The organism is Acidovorax sp. A1169, from assembly GCF_030704685.1.
Taxonomy (GTDB): domain Bacteria; phylum Pseudomonadota; class Gammaproteobacteria; order Burkholderiales; family Burkholderiaceae_C; genus Acidovorax.
Map to the genome: position 1 here is coordinate 126,278 of NZ_JAUZDX010000017.1, position 17,458 is coordinate 143,735.

Genomic DNA, 17,458 nt, shown 5'->3' on the forward strand with positions numbered 1-17,458 from the left:
GGCCTCCGGTGCGCCACGCCCCCCGCAGATCGCCGACGAAAGCTGACGCAAAGATTTTTTGCGACAGATGAGGGGAGCAGCCCCTGTGCGAAAGCGCCCCAAAGCCGCGAGATGCAGTTGTCACATATGTATGTATTTTTGTGAGTTGCATCCAGACGTTTGTTTGACCTAATGGATATTGCGTTTTTCTTTCATTTTGTTGCATATGTTTCAACGCAAATGGGGCGTATCGACTGATTTCGAGAAGTTTTCCGCAAATAGAGGGACTTCTGCGAAAACCGTGCGAATTTAATGAATTTGTCACGAACGGGCTGGAAACTGCCCTTGGACATGAACAGATCAAAAAGTTCCTTGTTAATCTTCGTCCAACAAATCGCAAACACAGCGCGGCACAAAAACAGGCAGCGACCTGAATGCGATTAACAGCAAGCAGAACATCAGTGGATTGGACATCTGGAATGAAGCATCTGATTTCTCCCTGGATCGCGGCAGTGGCATTGACCCCCGTATTCGCCTACAGCGGCGGCAATCAACAGACGGTCGATTTGAGCGGCGGCGCCGCGAACGTGGCCGCTACGGGCGGCACCGCCGTGATGAATATTTCGTCGACCCAGGGCGCCCAGGTCATCAGCGGCAATTCGCAGCAGGTTGTGGTGCGCGGCGCCGTCCTGAATGCCGCGACCTTCGGTGCCCACAGCGAATTGAATATCGCCTCCCGCACGGGGCCCGGTGCCGGCTCCGGCAGCCAGGTCATATCAATCCAGGGCCCCGTCGTCAACCAGGCCGCTGGCAAGGGTGTGAGAAGTGTCGTGAATATTGGCGGGAGGTAATCCCGTCAAAACCTCCGGTAGGTTATTTAAGATCAACCGGATTTCCCCGTGGCAGCCATTATCTATTTGGCGCCTTTCTTTTATCGTTATCAATGGAGTTCATTATGCAAAAGACTTTCGCACTGGCTATTTCCGCTCTGGTCCTCGTCGCTGGCGCTGCCCACGCAGAAGTGAAAATCGGCGGCAACAACAACCAGAAGGTAACCGTGCAAAACGGCGCCGTCGCCAACATGGCCTTCGGTGCTTCCACTGCCAAGCAGAACCTGGCTTCCAACAAGGGCAACGTCAAGATCGGCGGCAACAACAACCAGGAAGTCTCCGTGAAGAACGGCGCCGTCGCCAACATGGCCTTCGGTGCTTCCAAGGCCGAACAGAACCTCGCCTCCAACGACGGCAAGTAATTCCAGGGCGCGTTCGTCGCCCTGATCTCAAGACAGAAGAACAAGGCGCGCAGTAGCGCTGCTGCGCGCCCTTGGCCTACCTGTCCAAAGCCTTTTTGCCCAGGCATCGACCCGGGTGCCGAGGGCTTTGCACAGGTACCAAAGAGGAGAAACAACCATGAAAACCCATCGTCTCGCTGCGCTGTGCCTGGCAGGCGCCTGCGCCGCCGCCGCATCTTTGTCCGTTCTGGCCCAGACGCCCGTCCAGAAGCCCCCAGCCGGGCGCAGCGGCCTGGACCCGGCCTCTCGCACCAAGGTCACCAATGTGCTCTCGCGCACCCGCATCGATGCCGAGGACACCCTGGCCACCGTCGACCGCAAGCTCGTCACCGGCCCCAGCGGCAGCAGCTGCGCCACCAACATCGGCGCGCCCAAGGTGCCCGAGGGCGACAGCGGCATCGGCAACCGCTTCGGCACTGCCAACAACGACCAGGTCATCGTGGTGCAAGGCCCCGTGATCAATCTCTGCAAATAACCCCACCACCATCGGTTTCCAGCATGAAGAACAACAACAGCACCCACCACCCGCGCCGCCCGCGCCACCTTCTGACCCTGTCGACCCTGGCGCTCCTGATTTCCGGCTGCGCGATCCAGCCCAACGTGAGCGACCGCGTGAACATCATCGAGCAGGGCACCGTGGAGCAGGCGCCCCTGGTCACCCCGAGCAAATCGGGCTCCGTGCTGCGCGAAGGCCTGGCCTGCATGGACCGCATGCTGGCCGCCGAGAACACGCCCACCACACTGATCGCCGTCAAATCCATCCCCGACCCGTCGGGCCTTTTCAGCACAGGCACCAAGGAGATGCTGATCACGGCCCTGTCGCGCATGTCGCGCACCAGCCAGGCCTTCCGCGTGGTGGATTACGAGGTGGACGCACTGCGCCAGGACACGGTGCAGACCCTCACCAGCCTGCTGCTCAACAACAACCAGATGGAGCTGCGCAAGCCACAGATCTACATCTCGGGCGCCATCAGCTTCGGCGACAAGACCGTGGTCTCCAAGCGCCAGAGCCTGGGGATTTCCACCGCCGCCACCGACACCGGCTACAGCTGGGACGTGCTGGGTAGCGCAGTCGGGCTGGACCTGCACTTGGGGGACATGAACACGCGCACGCTGTACTCGGGCATCGAGTCGGCCAACGAGCTCATTGTGGCCACCGGCGGCAAGGCGGTGGAGATCGGCGCCAAGGCCACGGGCCTGCCCAAGCACATCTACCGCGTGGGCGTGCAGTACGAAGTGGCTGCCGACAACAACCAGGGCGCCGGTGCCGCCATCCGCCTGCTGGTGGACCTGGCCGCCATCGAACTGGTGGGCAAGTGGGCCAAGGTGCCGTACTGGGACTGCATCGACTACGAGCAGAACCACCCCGAGTTCCTGCGCCAGATGCGCGCCTGGTTCGACGAGGCCAGCGTGGCCGAGCGCTGGACCCTGGCGCAGCGCGTGCTGCAGACCCATGGCATCTGGAACGGCACGGCCGACGGCACGGATTCGCCTGCCTTTCGCAAGGCTGTCACCCAGTACCAGGCCTCGCAGGACCTGACCCCCGTGGGCGTGGTCAACTTCGAGACCTACACCCGGCTGATGCGCAGCTTCGTGGGCATGTCGGCCGAAGGCAAGCTGCGCAAGCCCGAGTACGCCAATGACAAGCTGGTGGTGCGCCCCAGCGGCCTGCCGGCCAACGAGCCCGACCCGCGCAGCATCGCGCTGAGCATGGTTGGCCGCAAGGACCGCGACCTCAAGGTCGGCGAATCCATCGTGGTGCGGGTGGTACCGCCGCGCACCGGCTACCTGTACTGCTACTACCAGGACGCGGGCGGCTCCATCAGCCAGGTCTACCCGAACCCGATGCAGCCGTCGGCCACCGTGCAGGGGCGCACCAGCGTGCTGATTCCCGACATCAGCAAGCCCAACTCCTTCCTGATCGAGACGGCGCGTGGCGGCACCGAGAACATGTTCTGCGCCATGACGGCCCAGCCGCTCAAGGGCCAGATCCCTGCCGCCCTGACCAGCGCCAATCTGGAGCCGATCAAGAGCGTGACCAGCCTGGCCCAGGTGCAAGGCGCCTTCGAACAGGCCGGCGTCGGCGTGATGAGCACCTCGCTCGACTGGAACGTGCAGGCCCCGGCCGCAGAGCCCATCCGCGGCAACACCCCGAACCGGCCCCGCAAATGAAAACCGCCCCACTGCAACCCCAGGGCGCGCCCGCCGACCGGGCACGCAGGACGGCCCTGCGCTGGTCCCTGGCCGCCTGCTGCGTGGCCGCCGCCGGCGCCGCGCATGCGGTGATCCAGCTGCCCTCGCAGCCCGCCGCAGCCGCCCAGGGCGGCGCGAGCCGCACGCCCCAAACCCCCGGCGGCTCTCTGCGACTGCCCTCGGCCAACACCGAACAGGTGCTCAACAGCCTGATCGAGGCTGCCAACGCCGGTGATGCCGACGCCATGGTGCAGGTGGGCATGTACTACCACGCCAACCCTGGCCTGCCCCAGGCTGCGGCTACCGCACGGCGCTGGTGGAGCCGCGCCGCCGATGCCGGCGACGTGCGCGGCATGGCCGGCTATGGCTACCTGCTGGGCGTGGACAATGCCGGCGGCCAGCGCGACCTGTCGGTGGCCCGCGAATGGCTGCAAAAGGCCCGCGCTGCCGGCCTGGTGCGCGCCACCTACATTGAGTCGCTGCTCGAAGGCCAGATCACCGGCCCGCGCAAGCTGCGCGACGCTCGCCGCCTGCTGGAGCAGGCCGCCCAGGACGGCGACCCCCTGGCCATGAACGACCTGGCCGTGGCCTGGGAGCTCGACGGCAGCGTGGAGCGGGCGCGCGAGATGTATGTGCTGTCGGCGGCACAGGGGTACAACCCGGCCCGCGCCAACTACCTGCGCCTGGAGCGGCAGAACCGCTCCAGCGAATCGGCCACGCTGGCCCGGCTGCGCACCCTGTCGGACGACGGCAACGCCGATGCCACGCTGCAGCTGGCCCAGCTGTACCACCAGGGCAAGGGCGGCGTGCAGCGTGACTTCGCCCAGGCCATCCAGCTGTACCGGCGCGCGGCCGACGGTGGTTCGCGCAGCGCCCGCGAATTCCTGGCGCTGGTATTCAGCCGCTCCTCGCGCGACAACTCGGCGCGCGGCGTGGACGCCGCCTGGATGGAGGAACTGGCCGCACGCATCAGCGCCAGGACCGATGGCACGGGCGGCAAGGACGGCCGGGATCTGATGTCCGACCGCCCCCGGCGCAGCGAAGACCCGCTGTGGAATCTCACCAGCTTACGTTGGACACCGCCTGTTACCGGCGAAGCAGCCACACCGCCTTAAAGTCCAGCCCGCGCTCCTGGGTGGGAGCGGGCCTGAACACTGGCCCATCGAACAACCGACGGAAGGAAACCGACACATGACGAACAACACCTTTGCCAACGCACTGGTCGGCCTGGCCGCCCTGGCCGCCTGCGTGCCCATGGCCCACGCACAGCGCAACCTGGCCTCCAATGGCTCTGGTACGGTGATCGCCGGCGACAACAACGCCTCGGTGGTGGTCAACGGCCAGCAGATCATCACCGCCACGGACGGCAACGCCCGCGTGGAAACCACCATCGGCGGCGGCAGCGGCCGCGTGGTGGTGCAGGGGGCGTCGACCACGGTGACCACGTCCTCCAATGCCAAGCCCGGCAAGGGCGGCAAGAACGGGGACTACGTGAACAGCGACCTCTCGGGCCGCAACTTCGCGGGCGCCCAGCTGGCCGGCCGCAAGTTCACCAACGTGGACCTGTCGCGCGCCAACCTCTCGGGCGCCGACCTGCGCGGCGCCGAGCTGGTCAACGTGAGCCTGGAGCAGGCCGACCTGCGCGGCGCCAACCTCTCGGGCGCGAAGATGGTCAACGTGGACCTGGACGCCGCCTTGCTCGAAGGTGCTACCTGGACCGACGGCAAGCGCTGTCGCAGCGCCTGCTAAGCAAACCGCCCATGAAAAACGGCCCCGAGGGGCCGTTCTTGCGTGGGCACGCCGGGATCAGCGGCTGCTGGGGAAGGCGAACACCGCGCCTTCGCGCACACCGGCCGAGGGCCAGCGCTGGGTGATGGTCTTGCGCTTGGTATAGAAGCGCACGGCGTCGGGGCCGTAGGCGTGCAGGTCGCCGAACAGGCTGCGCTTCCAGCCGCCGAACGAGTGGTAGGCCACCGGCACGGGCAGGGGCACGTTCACGCCCACCATGCCGACCTGGATGTGGTCGGTGAAATAGCGTGCAGCCTCGCCGTCGCGCGTGAAGATGCAGGTGCCGTTGCCGTACTCGTGCTCGTCGATGAGCTTCATGGCTTCCTGCAGCGTCTTCACGCGCACCACGCCGAGCACGGGGCCGAAGATTTCTTCCTGGTAGATCTTCATCCCGGGCTTGACGTTGTCGAACAGACAGGCACCCAGGAAGTAGCCCTCCTCATGGCCGGGCACCGTCACGCCGCGGCCGTCCACCACCAGCGTGGCGCCTTCGGCCACACCGCTGTCCACATAGGCCTTGACCTTTTCGAAGTGGGGCTTCGTCACCAGCGGGCCCATGTCGTTGCCGTTGTCGGTGCCGGGGCCGACCTTCATCTTGGCGATCTCCACCTTGAGGCCCGCCACCACCGCGTCACCGGCCTCGTCACCCACGGCCACCACCAGGGGGATGGCCATGCAGCGCTCGCCGCAGCTGCCGTAGGCGGCGCCCATGAGGGCGCTCACGGCGTTGCCGATGTCGGCGTCGGGCATCACGATGGCGTGGTTCTTGGCGCCGCCCAGGGCCTGCACGCGCTTGCCGTTCTTGCAGCCTTCGGCATAGATGTATTCGGCGATGGGGGTGGAGCCGACAAAGCTCACGGCCTTGATGCGCGCATCCTGCAGCAGCGTGTCCACGGCCAGCTTGTCACCGTTGACGACGTTCAGCACGCCCGGGGGCAGGCCGGCCTCCAGCGCCAGCTGGGCGATGAACAGCGTGCTGCTCGGGTCGCGCTCGGAGGGCTTGAGCACGAAGGTGTTGCCGCAGGCCACGGCCATGGGCCACATCCACAGCGGCACCATGGCCGGAAAGTTGAAGGGCGTGATGCCCGCCGCCACGCCCAGTGCCTGGAACTCGCTCCACGAGTCGATGCCAGGGCCGACGTTGCGGCTGTGCTCACCCTTGAGCAGCTCGGGCGCGTAGCTGGCGTACTCCACGTTCTCGATGCCGCGCTGCAGCTCGCCGTGCGCATCGCTAAGCACCTTGCCGTGCTCGGCCGTGATCATGGCGGCGATCTTGTCGGCGTTCTCTTCGAGCAGCACCTTGAGCTTGCCCATGACGCGGGCGCGCTTGAGCGGAGGCGTGTTGCGCCAGGCCGGGAAGGCTGCCTCGGCCGAGGCGATGGCGCGCTCCACCGTGGCCTTGCTGGCCAAAGCGACGTTGGTGGTGGACTGGCCCGTGGCCGGGTTGAAGACCGGCTGCGTGCGCTCGGTGTCGGCAACGATCTGGCCGTCGATCAGGTGGCCGACGGTGGTGGTGACGTTCTTGTCGTGGTTCATGGCAACAATATTGGGATGGAAAGTGGCAGGCTCAAGCGGTCTCGGCCAGGGCATCGCCCAGGGCGTTGACCAGGCGGTCGATCTCGGCCTTCTCGCTGATGAAGGGCGGTGCCAGCTGGATGGTGTCGCCACCGTAGCGCACGTAAAAGCCCTTCTTCCAGCAGTTCATCGCGATCTCGTAGGGGCGGCGTGCCGGCTCGCCCGGCAGCGGGGCGATGGTGATGCCTGCGGCCAGGCCGTAGTTGCGGATGTCCAGCACATGCTTGCTGCCCTTGAGGCTGTGCACGGCCTGCTCGAAATGCGGGCTCAGCGCGTTCACACGGCCGATGGCGTCTTCGCTCTGCAGCAGGTCCAGCGCGGCGATGCCGGCGGCGCAGGCCACGGGGTGGGCCGAGTAGGTGTAGCCGTGCGGAAACTCAAGCATGTACTCGGGGCCACCCGCGGCCATGAACGTGTCGTAGATGTCCTTGCTGGCCACCACGCCGCCCAGGGGCTGCGCGCCGTTGGTGACCTGCTTGGCGAAGTTCAGGATGTCCGGCGTCACGCCGAACGCCTCGGCACCCGTCCAGGCGCCCGAGCGGCCAAACGCCGTGATCACTTCGTCAAAAATCAACAGGATATTGTTCTGCGTGCAGATCTCGCGCAGGCGCTGCAGGTAGCCCACGGGCGGGATCACCACGCCGGCCGAACCGGAGAAAGGCTCGACGATCACCGCCGCGATGTTCGATGCGTCGTGCAGCGCGATCACGTCCAGCAGGCGGTCGGCCAGTTCCTTGCCGGTGGGCGGCATCCCCTTGTGGAAGGAGCCGGCTGCGGGCTGTGTATGGGGCAGGTGGTCGGCTTCGATGCCCTGGCCGAAGAGTTTGCGGTTGGCAACGATGCCGCCCACAGAGATGCCGCCGAAGTTCACGCCGTGGTAGCCCTTTTCGCGGCCGATCAGGCGCGTCTTGCTGGCCAGGCCCTTGGCGCGCCAGTAGGCGCGTGCCATCTTCAACGAGGTGTCGGCCGACTCGGAACCCGAGCCGGTGAAGAACACGTAATCGAGGCCGTCGGGCGTGATGGCCTTGATGCGGTTGGCCAGCTCGAACGAGAGCGGGTGGCCGAACTGGAACGCTGGCGCGTAGTCGAGCTTCATCGCCTGCTTGCCAATGGCCTCGGCGATTTCGCGGCGGCCGTGGCCCAGGCCCGTGCACCACAGGCCCGACAGGCCGTCGAAGATCTTGCGGCCGTCCGAATCGGTGTAGTAGGCGCCGCTGCCTTCCACGATCATGCGCGGTGCCGCCTTGAACTGGCGGTTGGCCGTGTAGGGCATCCAGTGCGCGTCGAGCCAGGCAGCGTCCAGGCGGTCGCCGCCAGCGTCGGAAGCGGGTTTTTCGATGTTGACGAAGCTCATGGGAATCTCCAGTGCAAAAAACGGCCGCAAAGGCAGGAGCAGGCCGGGCAAAAAAGCAGGTCTCGGTGCGGATTGTTGTCCCCGGTGTTAATCTCTCAAAGAGAGCAATATCAATGTTTACTTGCTGATTTATGCAAGTAAAGACCCTGAACGATGACCACCACCAAAAACCGCGCCGTGCTCGGCCAGCTCAGCGACATGGACCTGCGCCTGTTGCAGGTGTTCAAGGCCGTGGCCGAGTGCGGCGGCATGTCGGCCGCCGAGCTGGAGCTGAACATCGGCACCAGCACCGTGAGCCGCCACGTCAAGGACCTGGAGACCCGCCTGGGCCTGACCCTGTGCCGGCGCGGGCGCGCCGGTTTCGCCCTCACCCCTGAGGGCCAGCGCGTGTACGACGAGACGCTGCGCCTGCTGGCCTCGGTGGAGGGCTTTCGCAATGCGGTAGACGACATCCATGCGCGCATGGGCGGGCAGCTCGCCGTGGCCGTGTTCGACAAGACGGCCACCAACCCCGCCGCCCGCATCGGCCAGGCCATCGCCGCATTTGCGCAGCAGGCGCCCGGCGTGCACCTGCAGATGCACGTGGGCACCATCAACGCCATCGAACGCGGGGTGATCGACGGCACCTACCAGGTCGGCATCATCCCGGCGCACCGCGCCTCGCAAAGCCTGCTGTACACCGACCTGTTCAACGAGACCATGCTGCTGTACTGCGGTGTAGGCCACCCGCTGTTCGGCACCAGCGATGCCTCGCTCGACTGGGAGGCACTGCGCAACCAGCCCTTCGCCGGGCTGGGCTACCACTCGCCCAACATGGAGTTGAGCCACCAGGCGCGCCTGTCACGCACCGCCACGGGCTTCGACCAGGAGTCGATCGCCACGCTCATCCTCTCGGGCCGCTACCTCGGTTTTCTGCCCGACCACTATGCCGAGGTCTACGAGCGGCGCGGCCTGATGCAGGCGGTGCAGCCCGCGCTGCTGCGCTACAGCTGCCAGTTCGTGGGCCTGCTGCGCCGCTCGCCCGAGCCCTCGCGCGCGGCGCAGGCGTTCCAGCAATGCCTGGTGCAGGCCCACGGCGTGGGCTGACTGCGGGCTTTCATCAACTGCCGGGTGCAGGCACCTGCTGCCGGCGGAACTCCGCCGGGGTGCAGCCCGTTTCGCGCCGGAAGAACTTGCTGAAATTGGTCGCCTCGTCGAAGCCCAGGCGCTCGGCAATGCGCGCCACGGGCACGCCGGTGTGCAGCAGCAGGCGCTTGGCTTCCAGGCAGATGCGCGCGGCGATGAAGGCCTTGGCACTGGTGCCGGCCGCAGCGCTGGTGGCGCGCGCCAGGCTCTTTTCCGTGCACCCCAACGGGCCGGCGTAGTCCGCCACCTGGTGCCATTCGGCGAACCGCTGCTCCAGCAATTGCCGAAAATGCTCGAAACGCTGCATGGCGCGGTGGTTCGCAGGCTCTCGGTTGCCACCGCGCTGGCTGAGCTGGTTGTGGGCGATGGCCAGCCGCGTGAGCAGGGCATAGAGCTGGTAGCGCAGCAGCGCATGCAGGTCCTGCGCTGGCGCATCGGCCGCCGCGTCCTCGCGCATCTGCACGATGGCATCCGCCACCGTGCGGGCCTCCCCGTCGCCCAGGGCCAGGTGCACGGGAAACCGCTCCAGCCCGACCACCAGGCGCAGGTCACTGGCCGGCGCAGCACCGGCCGCAAGCAGGAATTCCGGGCGCAGCAGCATGACCCACCCCTCCCAATCCTCTGCCAGCCCGAAGTTGTGGGCCTGCCCGGGCCGGATGGCCAGCAGCGATCCGGGTGCACAGGGCACAGGCTCGAAATCCACCACCTGCGTGCAGCTTCCCCGGGTGACCAGCACCAGCATGTGGAAGGCATAGCGGTGGGTGCGGTGGACCTCGCCTTCGGGGCCGCGCTGGCTCAGATCGGACATCGGGAAGACCTCCAAGTCCAGCCCGTAGGCCCCGGGCGGCCGGTAGTCGAACCGTTCGATGTCGGCGTTCCATGCCTGCTTCGGGGTCATCACGTTCCTTGGTTGGATGCTCACTGCATTTTGTCCGATAAGTATCTTTCTACGGCTTGGAGCTATCGTGCTTTCTCGCACCCGGAGTCCAATAATTACCCCATCTTCAACACCTACAGAAAGCCTCCATGTCCCCCATCGACATCGCCAAGAATTACATCCGAGCCGCCCAGACGGGCGATCAGGCCCTGCTGGCCAGTACCGTATCGCCCACCGTGGTCTGGCACCAGCCCGGCGCCAACCGGTTTTCCGGCACCCACCAGGGCCTGGCCGCCGTGGGAGCGATGATCGGCAAGATGATGGAAGTCTCCCAAGGGACATTTGCCATCACAGAGGCCCGGCACTACATGCAAAACGGGGACTGGGTTGCCGTCACCACCGCCTTCCGGGGCGAGCGCGCAGGCGCGAGCCTGGACCAGACGGGCGTGGACCTGCTGCGCATCGCGGATGGCCAGGTCGCCGAGGTGTTTCTTTTCTCCAGCGACCCGGAGCAAGAGGACCACTTCTGGGGCCAGTGACCATTACGGCAAGATGGGTGGTCGTGCGCGAAATCGGGTGGCGCTGGATAATCCAGCCATTTTTCGCCACCGCGAGCACTCCACCATGGCCTCCATTTCCTCGATCGGTTCTTCCGGCATGCAGGCCGCCCAGTTGCGGCTCGATGCCTCGGCCAACAACGTGGCCAACATGAACACGCCTCGCTACAAAAGCGAGGTGGTGGACCAGCAAGCCGCCCCGGGCGGTGCCGGCGTGACCGGCTCCGTGCGCCGCAGCCAGGAAGAGGGCGTGGCGCTGGAGAAGGAAGCCGTCGAGCAGATCTCGGCCACCTACGCCTTCAAGGCCAGCCTGCAGGTGGTGAAGACCCAGGACCAGATGATGGGCTCGTTGCTCGACGTCAAAGCCTGAGCGATCCATCCTCCCAAATGAAAAAGGCGGCCTCGAAGGCCGCCTTTGTTTTTCCGCTGTGCGAAAGATCCTCAGCGCAACTCACCGTACTGCGTGCTGCTCAGGTCCGGGCCGCGCTCTTCGGCACCGGGCATCTCCGTATCCTCGAAGCCCGTCGCATTGGGCGGCCGGGGGCGGATGGGGCCCGAGCGCACCGGGGCGCCGCCGGGGCGTGCCGGGACGACTGGCGCAGGGTTGGTGCCAGCGGCATCGGCCAGGGCGCGCTTGAAGGCGGCCACTTCGTCGGCCTCGATGGGCTCGAAGCGAGGCACGGGGCGCGTGGCTTCGTAGTCCACCGGCGCGGGGGGGCGCGGTGCGATCGTTCCCGTCAGCGGGGCCGGGGCCGTTGCCACGGGGGCTGCAGACCGCAAGGGCGCCGGGCGCGAGAGGGGAGCAGCAGCCGTGGCGGTCAGCGGGGCAGGGGCCGACACCGGTGGCAGCGGGCGCCGCACGGCAGCAGCAGGGGCCTGCTGCGTACCCAGAGGCAGGGCTGCGCCCAGCGGGGCAATGCCCTTTTGTGGAATGCCCACCGCCACATGGTCATTGATGCGCCAGTACACGGCAGTCACCAGGATGTCGTAGCGGGTCTTCGCGGTCTGCGCGATCAGCGCCTCGATCTCGGACAGGCGCACGGTCTCGCCGCCGTACTCGCGCGCCAGGTCCATCATCACCAGGAACTGGCGGCCGCGCTGGTCCAGCGAAAGCACCTTGAACTTGTAACTGGCCGAAAGCACACCCGCCCGCACCATGGCATCGCGCACCACGGTGTACAGCAGCTCGCGCCGCTCCATGCGCTCGTTCTTGCGGTTGGCGGCGTGCTCGGGCGGCACCGGTTCGAGCATGGGCTTGCCCTGGCGGCCTGCGGGAAAAGGCACAGTGGCATCGGCGTTGAGCAGACCCGAAGTCTCCGATGCCGCATTGGGCCGGGGCTTGGGCGGTGCCGGTTTGCGGCTGAACCAGCTGAACAGTGACATGGCTTGCTTTCCTCGGGGTGCGCCTGCATTGAGTTGTCCGATTCGAGTGTACCGCGAGCACTGCACCCCCAGCGACGCCACCGGTACCGAAAGGGCTGCCGGCTGACAGGGATGTCAGGTCGCAGCAACGCGCCGGCGGCGATTGCCCAGGCGCTTGGCCAGTACGGAGCCGGCCGCCATGGCCAGGCCCAACGCAATCGCAGGCTGCCGGTTGGTCAGCTCGGTGAAGCGGATGGCCGTCAGGCTCCACAGCTTGCACGGCCCGCTGGCCTGCACCGTGGCACTGCGGGCCCGGTGCGAAAAGAAGGCGCCTTCGCCCAGCACCGAACCCGGGCCGACGATGGCCAGGCGCAGGCGCTCTTTCTCATCCTGGAAGTGCACGCTCAGGCTGCCGCTCTCCACGAAGTACAGGGTGCGGTCGGTCGTGCCCTGGGTGAACAGCACGTGGCCCATGGGGATGATGCAGGGCAGCAGGTAAGAGGCGACAACATCCCACTGCGCGGGCGTCAGCGGGTTGGTCATGCTGTCGTCTGCGCTGGCCTGGGCGATGGCATCGATCAGGCCCTGCAGATCGGCTTTGGTGGCAGCGGGGGAAAGGACATTCATGGTCACCTTAAAGTAACCTTGTTACAGGTTGCGCACAAGCGCTGTTTACGTCCGTTTACAACAAAAGAAGGTGCCCGGCACACCGCACCCCGCTACTTGCCGATGCAAAAGCTCGAAAAAATCACGCCCAGCAGGTCATCGGACGTGAACTCGCCGGTAATGGCGCCCAGCGCGTTCTGGGCCAGGCGCAGCTCCTCGGCCAGGATGTCCAGCGCGGGGGCTTTCGCCTGTAACTGCGCATGCGCTTCGCCCAGGTGGGCGGCCACCGCCTGCAGCGCCTGCACGTGGCGGGCGCGGGCAATGTACACGCCCTCGGGTGCCGACTGCCAGCCCGCCACTTCCAGCAGCGTGCGGCGCAATTCTTCCAGGCCCGCTCCTGTGCGCGCCGACAGCCGTACGGAGCGGCCCTCGCCCTGCAGCCGGGCCACCGTGGCCGCGTCCACGCAGTCGGTCTTGTTCCACACGTCGATCACCGGCACCGAAGCGGGCAGCCGCCCGGCCATGTCCCTGGAAATCGCTGCATCGCTGGCCGCGTAGTCCGCCGTGTCGGCGCGCGACAGGTCGTGCAGGAACAGCACCGCATCGGCCCCCGCGATCTCGTCCCAGGCGCGGGCGATGCCGATGCGCTCCACCTCGTCCTCGCTGTCGCGCAGGCCGGCGGTGTCGATCACGTGCAGGGGCACCCCCTCGATCTGGATGGTCTGCTGCACCTTGTCACGCGTGGTACCGGCAATGGGGGTGACGATGGCCAGCTCCGCCCCCGCCAGCGCGTTGAGCAGCGAGCTCTTGCCCGCATTCGGCTGGCCGGCGATCACCACCTTGATGCCCTCGCGCAGCAGAGCGCCCTGCTGCGCGCGCTGGCGCACGCGGGCCAGGGTCTGCTGCAGGCGGTCGAGTTGGCCCTGGGCGTCGGCCTGTTTCAAAAAGTCGATGTCCTCCTCGGGGAAGTCCAGCGTCGCCTCCACCAGCATGCGCAGGTGGATCAGCGCATCGCGCAGCGCGTGGATCTCGTTCGAGAAGGCGCCCGTGAGCGAGCGGCTCGCACTGCGCGCCGCCGCCGAGGTGGAGGCGTCGATCAGGTCGGCAATCGCCTCGGCCTGGGCCAGGTCGATCTTGTCGTTGAGGAAGGCGCGCTCGGTGAATTCACCCGGCTCGGCTACACGCAGGCCTGCCAGCACCGCCGCGCCCCCATCGGCCTGCACGGCAGCCGCCGCCTCCAGGCAGTGCGCCACCAGCAGCTGCAGCACCACCGGGCCGCCATGGGCCTGCAGCTCCAGCACGTCTTCGCCGGTGTACGAGTGCGGCGCGGGGAAGTACAGCGCCAGCCCCTGGTCTATGGCCTGGCCGTCGGCATCGCGAAACGGCAGGTAGTGCGCCTCGCGCGGGCGCAGGTCGCGCCCGCACAAGGCCTGCACCAGAGGCGCGATGCCCTTGCCCGACACGCGCACGATGCCCACGGCGCCGCGCCCCGGGGCAGTGGCAATGGCAACGATGGGGTCGGCGTGGCGGGCAAGCATAGGACAGGACTTTACAGGGCAGGATTGAAAAAGGCCGCTTGCGCGGCCTTTCGGGGGAATCAGCAATCAGCAGTGATCACTTGAACTTGGGCAGGTTGAACTGCGGCGGCACGCCCATGCGGGTGTTGATGAGCCACTGCTGCGCGATGGACAGAATGTTGTTCGTCAGCCAGTACAGCACCAGGCCGGCCGGGAAGAAGAAGAACATCACGCTGAAGATCAGCGGCATGAACCACATCATCTTGGCCTGCAGCGGATCGGGTGGCGCGGGGTTCAGGGCGGTCTGCAGCAGCGAACTGACGGTCATCAGCAGGGGCAGGATGAAGAACGGGTCCGGTGCCGACAGGTCGCGGATCCAGAGAATCCACGGCGCGTTGCGCATTTCCACGCTGGACAGCAGCACCCAGTACAGCGCAATGAACACCGGGATCTGGATCATGATGGGGAAGCAACCGCCCATGGGGTTGACCTTCTCCTCGCGGTAGATGCGCATCATCTCCTGCTGCATCTGCTGCGGCTTGTCCTTCAGGCGCTCGCGCATCTCCATGATCTTGGGGTTGATGGCCTTCATCTTGGCCATGCTCGAATAGGCCTTGGCGTTGAGCCAGTAGAAGGCGATCTTGAGCAGCAGCACCAGCGCCACGATGGCCCAGCCCCAGTTGCCCAGAATCTTGTGCAGCTGGTCCAGCAGCCAGTACAGCGGCTTGGACAGGATGGTCAGCCAGCCATAGTCCTTCACCAGTTCCAGGCCGGGGCTCAGGGATTCCAGCGTCTTTTCGATCTGCGGGCCGGCGAACAGGCGCGCGTCCAGGGTCTTGGTGGCGCCGGGGGCAATGGCGCCCAGCTGGGTGATCATGCCCACCGAGTACAGGTTGGTGTCCACCTTGCGCATGAACAGGTTGCGCGGCACGCCATCGGCCAGCAGCCAGGCGGTGGCGAAGTAATGCTGCACCATGGCGGCGTAGCCGTTGGTCGCATCCTTCTGGATGTCGACCTTGCCGGCCTCGATGTCCTTGAACTCGACCTTCTGGTACTTCTTGGCCTCGGTGTAGACCGCAGGGCCGGTGAAGGTCGAGTAGAACGACGACTCGCCTGGCGGCTTGTTGCCGTCGCGCACCAGCTGCAGGTACAGCTCGGGCGACACGGGGGCCGTGCCGGTGTTCACCACTTCATGCTTCACAGCGATGTCGTAGGCGCCGCGCTTCACCGTCCAGGTCTTGACCAGCTTCACGCCGCCCTGCTCGGGCGACTCGAAGCGGATGGTCAGCTCGTCCTGCCCGTCCGTCAGCTCGCGCGGGCCGGCCACGGCCGTCATCAACGTCTTGTGCGTGGGGAAGTTGCCGCCGATCAGGCCGGTCTGCGCCACGTACACACGGTTCGCGCTTTCGTCGAGCAGCAGGAAGTTCTTGCCGCTCTTGTCGCCGATGTCGGCGTGCTTGAGCAGCTCCGCGTGGGTCAGCGAGCCGCCTTCGCTGTCGAAGGTCAGGCGGTAGACGTCGGTCGTCACCTGCACACGCTCACGGGTGGCAGGGGCTGCCGTGGGAGCGGGCTGGCCGGGTACGGCCGATGCGCCCTGGGCCGATGCGGTTGCAGGCGCCGATGCATTGGTGGTGGCAGGCACGCTCGCAGCGCCTGCCGATGCGGCAGAGGCGGTGCCCGCAGGTGCAGGCGCGACCACGGGTGCTGCGGTGGGGAAGAAGGTGGCCTTGTTGCCGTTGTGCAACTGCCACTTGTCCCACAGCAGAACCATGGAAAAGCCAAAAATCACCCACAGTATGGTGCGGCGAATGTCGTTCATGAAGACTTCTTTGGTGAAGATGATGTGGAAGGTTGAAGCCGCGAGAACAACCGCATGCTGCGCGGCAATTCCTGCGGGACCGGGTCATGGCCCCCGTCACACCAGGGGTGGCAGCGTACCAGCCTGCGCACCGTGAGATAACTGCCGGCCGCCGCGCCATACTGCTCCAGCGCCTGCAGCGAGTAGACGGAGCAGGTCGGCTCGAAGCGGCAGGCCGAGCCCAGCCAGGGGCTCAGAAACAGGCGGTAGCCCTTGACCACCCCGATGAGCAGCGCACGCATCATGGCGCAGTCACCGACACCCGTGGCGCGCTGGGGCTTTTGTCGGTTCTGCTAGCGCCGCTGGCTTTGCCGGCCTCGCCACCGGTGCCCTGGCCACTACCTTGGCCATGGCCCGAACGCTTGGCGGCGTAGCCGAACAACTGCAGCAACTCGGCCCGCACCGCCTCTTTGAGCTGATCGGACGTGGCGCTGATGAACTGCTTGCGGTCGAACGTGCTGCGCAGGCGCACCACGTGCGCGGCCTGGGGCAGGCGCTCCTCGAAGGTGGCGCCCACGGTGTAGATCTGCCGCTTGATGGCGTTGCGCGTGACCGCGCGGCGCGCCCAGCGCTTGGGCACCATGGCGCCCAGCCACACGTCGGGAACGGCAAACAGGGCCTGCGGCGAAGCGCCGGGCCCTGAAGGGGATTCCGTCTTTGCGGCTTTAGCTGCTGCGGCTGCTGTTGCATCGGCAACCGGGGTCACCGATGCCGCCCTGGTATCGCCAGACGCAACAACGGCACCGCCAGTCGTGGCAGTGCCGTCGGCGCCCAACACCAGACGGTGCAGCGCAAAATGGGCGGTACGGGAAACGGTGCCCCCCGCCATGGCGGCCTGGAACTGCGGACGGGTTTTCAGCCGTTGCATGCAAACGCCCCGTTTGGTACCTGACGGTGCAAACCGGGGTGCAGCGAAGTGCAGACCCAGACCTGGCCGGCCTTAGACGGCCAGGCGCTTGCGGCCCTTGGCGCGGCGTGCGTTGATAACGGCACGGCCACCGCGGGTTTTCATGCGAACGAGGAAGCCGTGGGTGCGCGCGCGGCGGGTCTTGGAGGGTTGGTAAGTACGTTTCATGGTGCTCTATTCCTTGAGGTTCAGTTCCGGACTGTTGCGCAGAAATAGCGGCACGCCGGGTCAAATCACCCTGAACACATTCAGGGAAACCCAAAATTATCGCAGGCTTCTTCAGTGCTGGCAATGCCCCTCTGCGGGAAGACCCTGTGGCGTGCCCGAATCAGGGGTTCAGAATGTGCTTTTGGCCCGCCTCCCCAGGGCCCTGATCCCCTCTGTCAGGGGGCCTTTCCAAATTGTGGATAACTCCTTGACAAGCTACAATGCGAGGCCAAGCTCCGTTCCTCCTATCCACAACAAGAAT

At 66.2% G+C, this 17,458-nt stretch carries 19 protein-coding genes; 9 read left to right on the plus strand and 10 right to left on the minus strand.

The annotated features are described in order from the left end of the window. Positions 1 to 458: 458 nt before the first annotated feature. The 6 genes from QYL93_RS23710 to QYL93_RS23735 all read left to right on the plus strand — a co-directional run bounded on the left by QYL93_RS23710 (position 459) and on the right by QYL93_RS23735 (position 5,212). Entirely contained in the window at positions 459 to 830 is a 372-nt protein-coding gene (locus QYL93_RS23710; RefSeq protein ID WP_305745959.1) for a hypothetical protein, read from the plus strand. A gap of 104 nt (positions 831 to 934) precedes the next feature. After that, positions 935 to 1,231: a hypothetical protein gene (locus QYL93_RS23715; RefSeq protein ID WP_200961075.1), complete on the plus strand. Its 297-nt coding sequence runs from the start codon at positions 935 to 937 to the stop codon at positions 1,229 to 1,231. A 157-nt stretch (positions 1,232 to 1,388) separates the two neighbouring features. Beyond that, positions 1,389 to 1,745: a hypothetical protein gene (locus QYL93_RS23720; protein ID WP_305745960.1), complete on the plus strand. Its 357-nt coding sequence runs from the start codon at positions 1,389 to 1,391 to the stop codon at positions 1,743 to 1,745. Positions 1,746 to 1,768: 23 nt separating this feature from the next. Further along, positions 1,769 to 3,442 carry a DUF4384 domain-containing protein gene (locus tag QYL93_RS23725; protein ID WP_305745961.1) on the plus strand — a complete coding sequence of 558 codons (1,674 nt, stop codon included), beginning with the start codon at positions 1,769 to 1,771 and terminating at the stop codon, positions 3,440 to 3,442. After that, on the plus strand, positions 3,439 to 4,578 hold the full coding sequence (locus QYL93_RS23730) for a tetratricopeptide repeat protein (protein WP_305745962.1): 1,140 nt from the start codon (positions 3,439 to 3,441) through the stop codon (positions 4,576 to 4,578). Before QYL93_RS23725 ends, QYL93_RS23730 begins: the two co-directional genes overlap by 4 nt. A 76-nt stretch (positions 4,579 to 4,654) precedes the next feature. Then, positions 4,655 to 5,212, plus strand: coding sequence for a pentapeptide repeat-containing protein (locus QYL93_RS23735; protein ID WP_305745963.1), 558 nt, complete (start codon positions 4,655 to 4,657; stop codon positions 5,210 to 5,212). 57 nt (positions 5,213 to 5,269) lie between these two features. Here the strand turns inward: QYL93_RS23735 and QYL93_RS23740 are convergent, their stop codons facing one another. Continuing rightward, a complete protein-coding gene (locus tag QYL93_RS23740) occupies positions 5,270 to 6,787 on the minus strand; it encodes a CoA-acylating methylmalonate-semialdehyde dehydrogenase (protein WP_305745964.1) in 1,518 nt (505 codons plus the stop codon). Positions 6,788 to 6,818: 31 nt separating this feature from the next. Next, on the minus strand, positions 6,819 to 8,180 hold the full coding sequence (locus QYL93_RS23745) for an aspartate aminotransferase family protein (protein WP_305745965.1): 1,362 nt from the start codon (positions 8,178 to 8,180) through the stop codon (positions 6,819 to 6,821). A 153-nt stretch (positions 8,181 to 8,333) separates the two neighbouring features. On the opposite strand from QYL93_RS23745, the gene QYL93_RS23750 reads away from it, so the two are divergent. Further along, a complete protein-coding gene (locus QYL93_RS23750) occupies positions 8,334 to 9,266 on the plus strand; it encodes a LysR family transcriptional regulator (RefSeq protein ID WP_305745966.1) in 933 nt (310 codons plus the stop codon). Between the two features lie 13 nt (positions 9,267 to 9,279). Here the strand turns inward: QYL93_RS23750 and QYL93_RS23755 are convergent, their stop codons facing one another. Then, complete coding sequence (locus QYL93_RS23755; RefSeq protein ID WP_305745967.1) at positions 9,280 to 10,203, minus strand: AraC family transcriptional regulator; 924 nt, start codon at positions 10,201 to 10,203, stop codon at positions 9,280 to 9,282. 128 nt (positions 10,204 to 10,331) lie between these two features. Here QYL93_RS23755 and QYL93_RS23760 point away from each other — a divergent pair, with 128 nt between their 5' ends. Together QYL93_RS23760 and QYL93_RS23765 are read left to right on the plus strand one after the other, a co-directional pair. After that, positions 10,332 to 10,721 carry a nuclear transport factor 2 family protein gene (locus QYL93_RS23760; protein ID WP_305745968.1) on the plus strand — a complete coding sequence of 130 codons (390 nt, stop codon included), beginning with the start codon at positions 10,332 to 10,334 and terminating at the stop codon, positions 10,719 to 10,721. A gap of 85 nt (positions 10,722 to 10,806) precedes the next feature. Next, positions 10,807 to 11,109, plus strand: a complete 303-nt coding sequence (locus QYL93_RS23765) for a flagellar basal body protein (RefSeq protein WP_179682802.1) — start codon at positions 10,807 to 10,809, stop codon at positions 11,107 to 11,109. A 71-nt stretch (positions 11,110 to 11,180) separates the two neighbouring features. Here the strand turns inward: QYL93_RS23765 and QYL93_RS23770 are convergent, their stop codons facing one another. From QYL93_RS23770 to rpmH, 7 genes are all read right to left on the minus strand, one after another. After that, positions 11,181 to 12,122: a hypothetical protein gene (locus QYL93_RS23770; protein ID WP_305745969.1), complete on the minus strand. Its 942-nt coding sequence runs from the start codon at positions 12,120 to 12,122 to the stop codon at positions 11,181 to 11,183. Between the two features lie 114 nt (positions 12,123 to 12,236). After that, on the minus strand, positions 12,237 to 12,728 hold the full coding sequence (locus tag QYL93_RS23775) for a Crp/Fnr family transcriptional regulator (protein ID WP_057200494.1): 492 nt from the start codon (positions 12,726 to 12,728) through the stop codon (positions 12,237 to 12,239). Between the two features lie 92 nt (positions 12,729 to 12,820). After that, positions 12,821 to 14,245, minus strand: a complete 1,425-nt coding sequence (gene mnmE / locus QYL93_RS23780; protein ID WP_305745970.1) for a tRNA uridine-5-carboxymethylaminomethyl(34) synthesis GTPase MnmE — start codon at positions 14,243 to 14,245, stop codon at positions 12,821 to 12,823. 76 nt (positions 14,246 to 14,321) lie between these two features. After that, entirely contained in the window at positions 14,322 to 16,043 is a 1,722-nt protein-coding gene (gene yidC, locus QYL93_RS23785; RefSeq protein WP_305745971.1) for a membrane protein insertase YidC, read from the minus strand. Further along, the gene (gene yidD, locus QYL93_RS23790; RefSeq protein WP_057266919.1) at positions 16,040 to 16,327 is read right to left on the minus strand and encodes a membrane protein insertion efficiency factor YidD; all 288 of its coding nucleotides are present in this window, start codon (positions 16,325 to 16,327) and stop codon (positions 16,040 to 16,042) included. Before yidD ends, yidC begins: the two co-directional genes overlap by 4 nt. Beyond that, a complete protein-coding gene (locus QYL93_RS23795; RefSeq protein ID WP_305745972.1) occupies positions 16,324 to 16,950 on the minus strand; it encodes a ribonuclease P protein component in 627 nt (208 codons plus the stop codon). Before QYL93_RS23795 ends, yidD begins: the two co-directional genes overlap by 4 nt. A 72-nt stretch (positions 16,951 to 17,022) precedes the next feature. After that, complete coding sequence (rpmH, locus tag QYL93_RS23800) at positions 17,023 to 17,157, minus strand: 50S ribosomal protein L34 (RefSeq protein ID WP_005798102.1); 135 nt, start codon at positions 17,155 to 17,157, stop codon at positions 17,023 to 17,025. Between the last annotated feature and the right edge of the window lie 301 nt (positions 17,158 to 17,458).

What these genes read in the sequence shown, in the direction of transcription:
- QYL93_RS23740 (WP_305745964.1), bottom strand. Translation starts at nt 6,787, where the DNA reads ATGAACCACGACAAGAACGTCACCACCACCGTCGGCCACCTGATCGAC.
- QYL93_RS23755 (WP_305745967.1), bottom strand. Translation starts at nt 10,203, where the DNA reads ATGACCCCGAAGCAGGCATGGAACGCCGACATCGAACGGTTCGACTAC.
- QYL93_RS23710 (WP_305745959.1), top strand. Translation starts at nt 459, where the DNA reads ATGAAGCATCTGATTTCTCCCTGGATCGCGGCAGTGGCATTGACCCCC.
- QYL93_RS23765 (WP_179682802.1), top strand. Translation starts at nt 10,807, where the DNA reads ATGGCCTCCATTTCCTCGATCGGTTCTTCCGGCATGCAGGCCGCCCAG.
- rpmH (WP_005798102.1), bottom strand. Translation starts at nt 17,157, where the DNA reads ATGAAACGTACTTACCAACCCTCCAAGACCCGCCGCGCGCGCACCCAC.
- QYL93_RS23745 (WP_305745965.1), bottom strand. Translation starts at nt 8,180, where the DNA reads ATGAGCTTCGTCAACATCGAAAAACCCGCTTCCGACGCTGGCGGCGAC.
- yidC (WP_305745971.1), bottom strand. Translation starts at nt 16,043, where the DNA reads ATGAACGACATTCGCCGCACCATACTGTGGGTGATTTTTGGCTTTTCC.
- QYL93_RS23720 (WP_305745960.1), top strand. Translation starts at nt 1,389, where the DNA reads ATGAAAACCCATCGTCTCGCTGCGCTGTGCCTGGCAGGCGCCTGCGCC.
- mnmE (WP_305745970.1), bottom strand. Translation starts at nt 14,245, where the DNA reads ATGCTTGCCCGCCACGCCGACCCCATCGTTGCCATTGCCACTGCCCCG.
- QYL93_RS23775 (WP_057200494.1), bottom strand. Translation starts at nt 12,728, where the DNA reads ATGAATGTCCTTTCCCCCGCTGCCACCAAAGCCGATCTGCAGGGCCTG.
- QYL93_RS23770 (WP_305745969.1), bottom strand. Translation starts at nt 12,122, where the DNA reads ATGTCACTGTTCAGCTGGTTCAGCCGCAAACCGGCACCGCCCAAGCCC.
- QYL93_RS23730 (WP_305745962.1), top strand. Translation starts at nt 3,439, where the DNA reads ATGAAAACCGCCCCACTGCAACCCCAGGGCGCGCCCGCCGACCGGGCA.
- QYL93_RS23760 (WP_305745968.1), top strand. Translation starts at nt 10,332, where the DNA reads ATGTCCCCCATCGACATCGCCAAGAATTACATCCGAGCCGCCCAGACG.
- QYL93_RS23750 (WP_305745966.1), top strand. Translation starts at nt 8,334, where the DNA reads ATGACCACCACCAAAAACCGCGCCGTGCTCGGCCAGCTCAGCGACATG.
- QYL93_RS23735 (WP_305745963.1), top strand. Translation starts at nt 4,655, where the DNA reads ATGACGAACAACACCTTTGCCAACGCACTGGTCGGCCTGGCCGCCCTG.
- yidD (WP_057266919.1), bottom strand. Translation starts at nt 16,327, where the DNA reads ATGATGCGTGCGCTGCTCATCGGGGTGGTCAAGGGCTACCGCCTGTTT.
- QYL93_RS23725 (WP_305745961.1), top strand. Translation starts at nt 1,769, where the DNA reads ATGAAGAACAACAACAGCACCCACCACCCGCGCCGCCCGCGCCACCTT.
- QYL93_RS23715 (WP_200961075.1), top strand. Translation starts at nt 935, where the DNA reads ATGCAAAAGACTTTCGCACTGGCTATTTCCGCTCTGGTCCTCGTCGCT.
- QYL93_RS23795 (WP_305745972.1), bottom strand. Translation starts at nt 16,950, where the DNA reads ATGCAACGGCTGAAAACCCGTCCGCAGTTCCAGGCCGCCATGGCGGGG.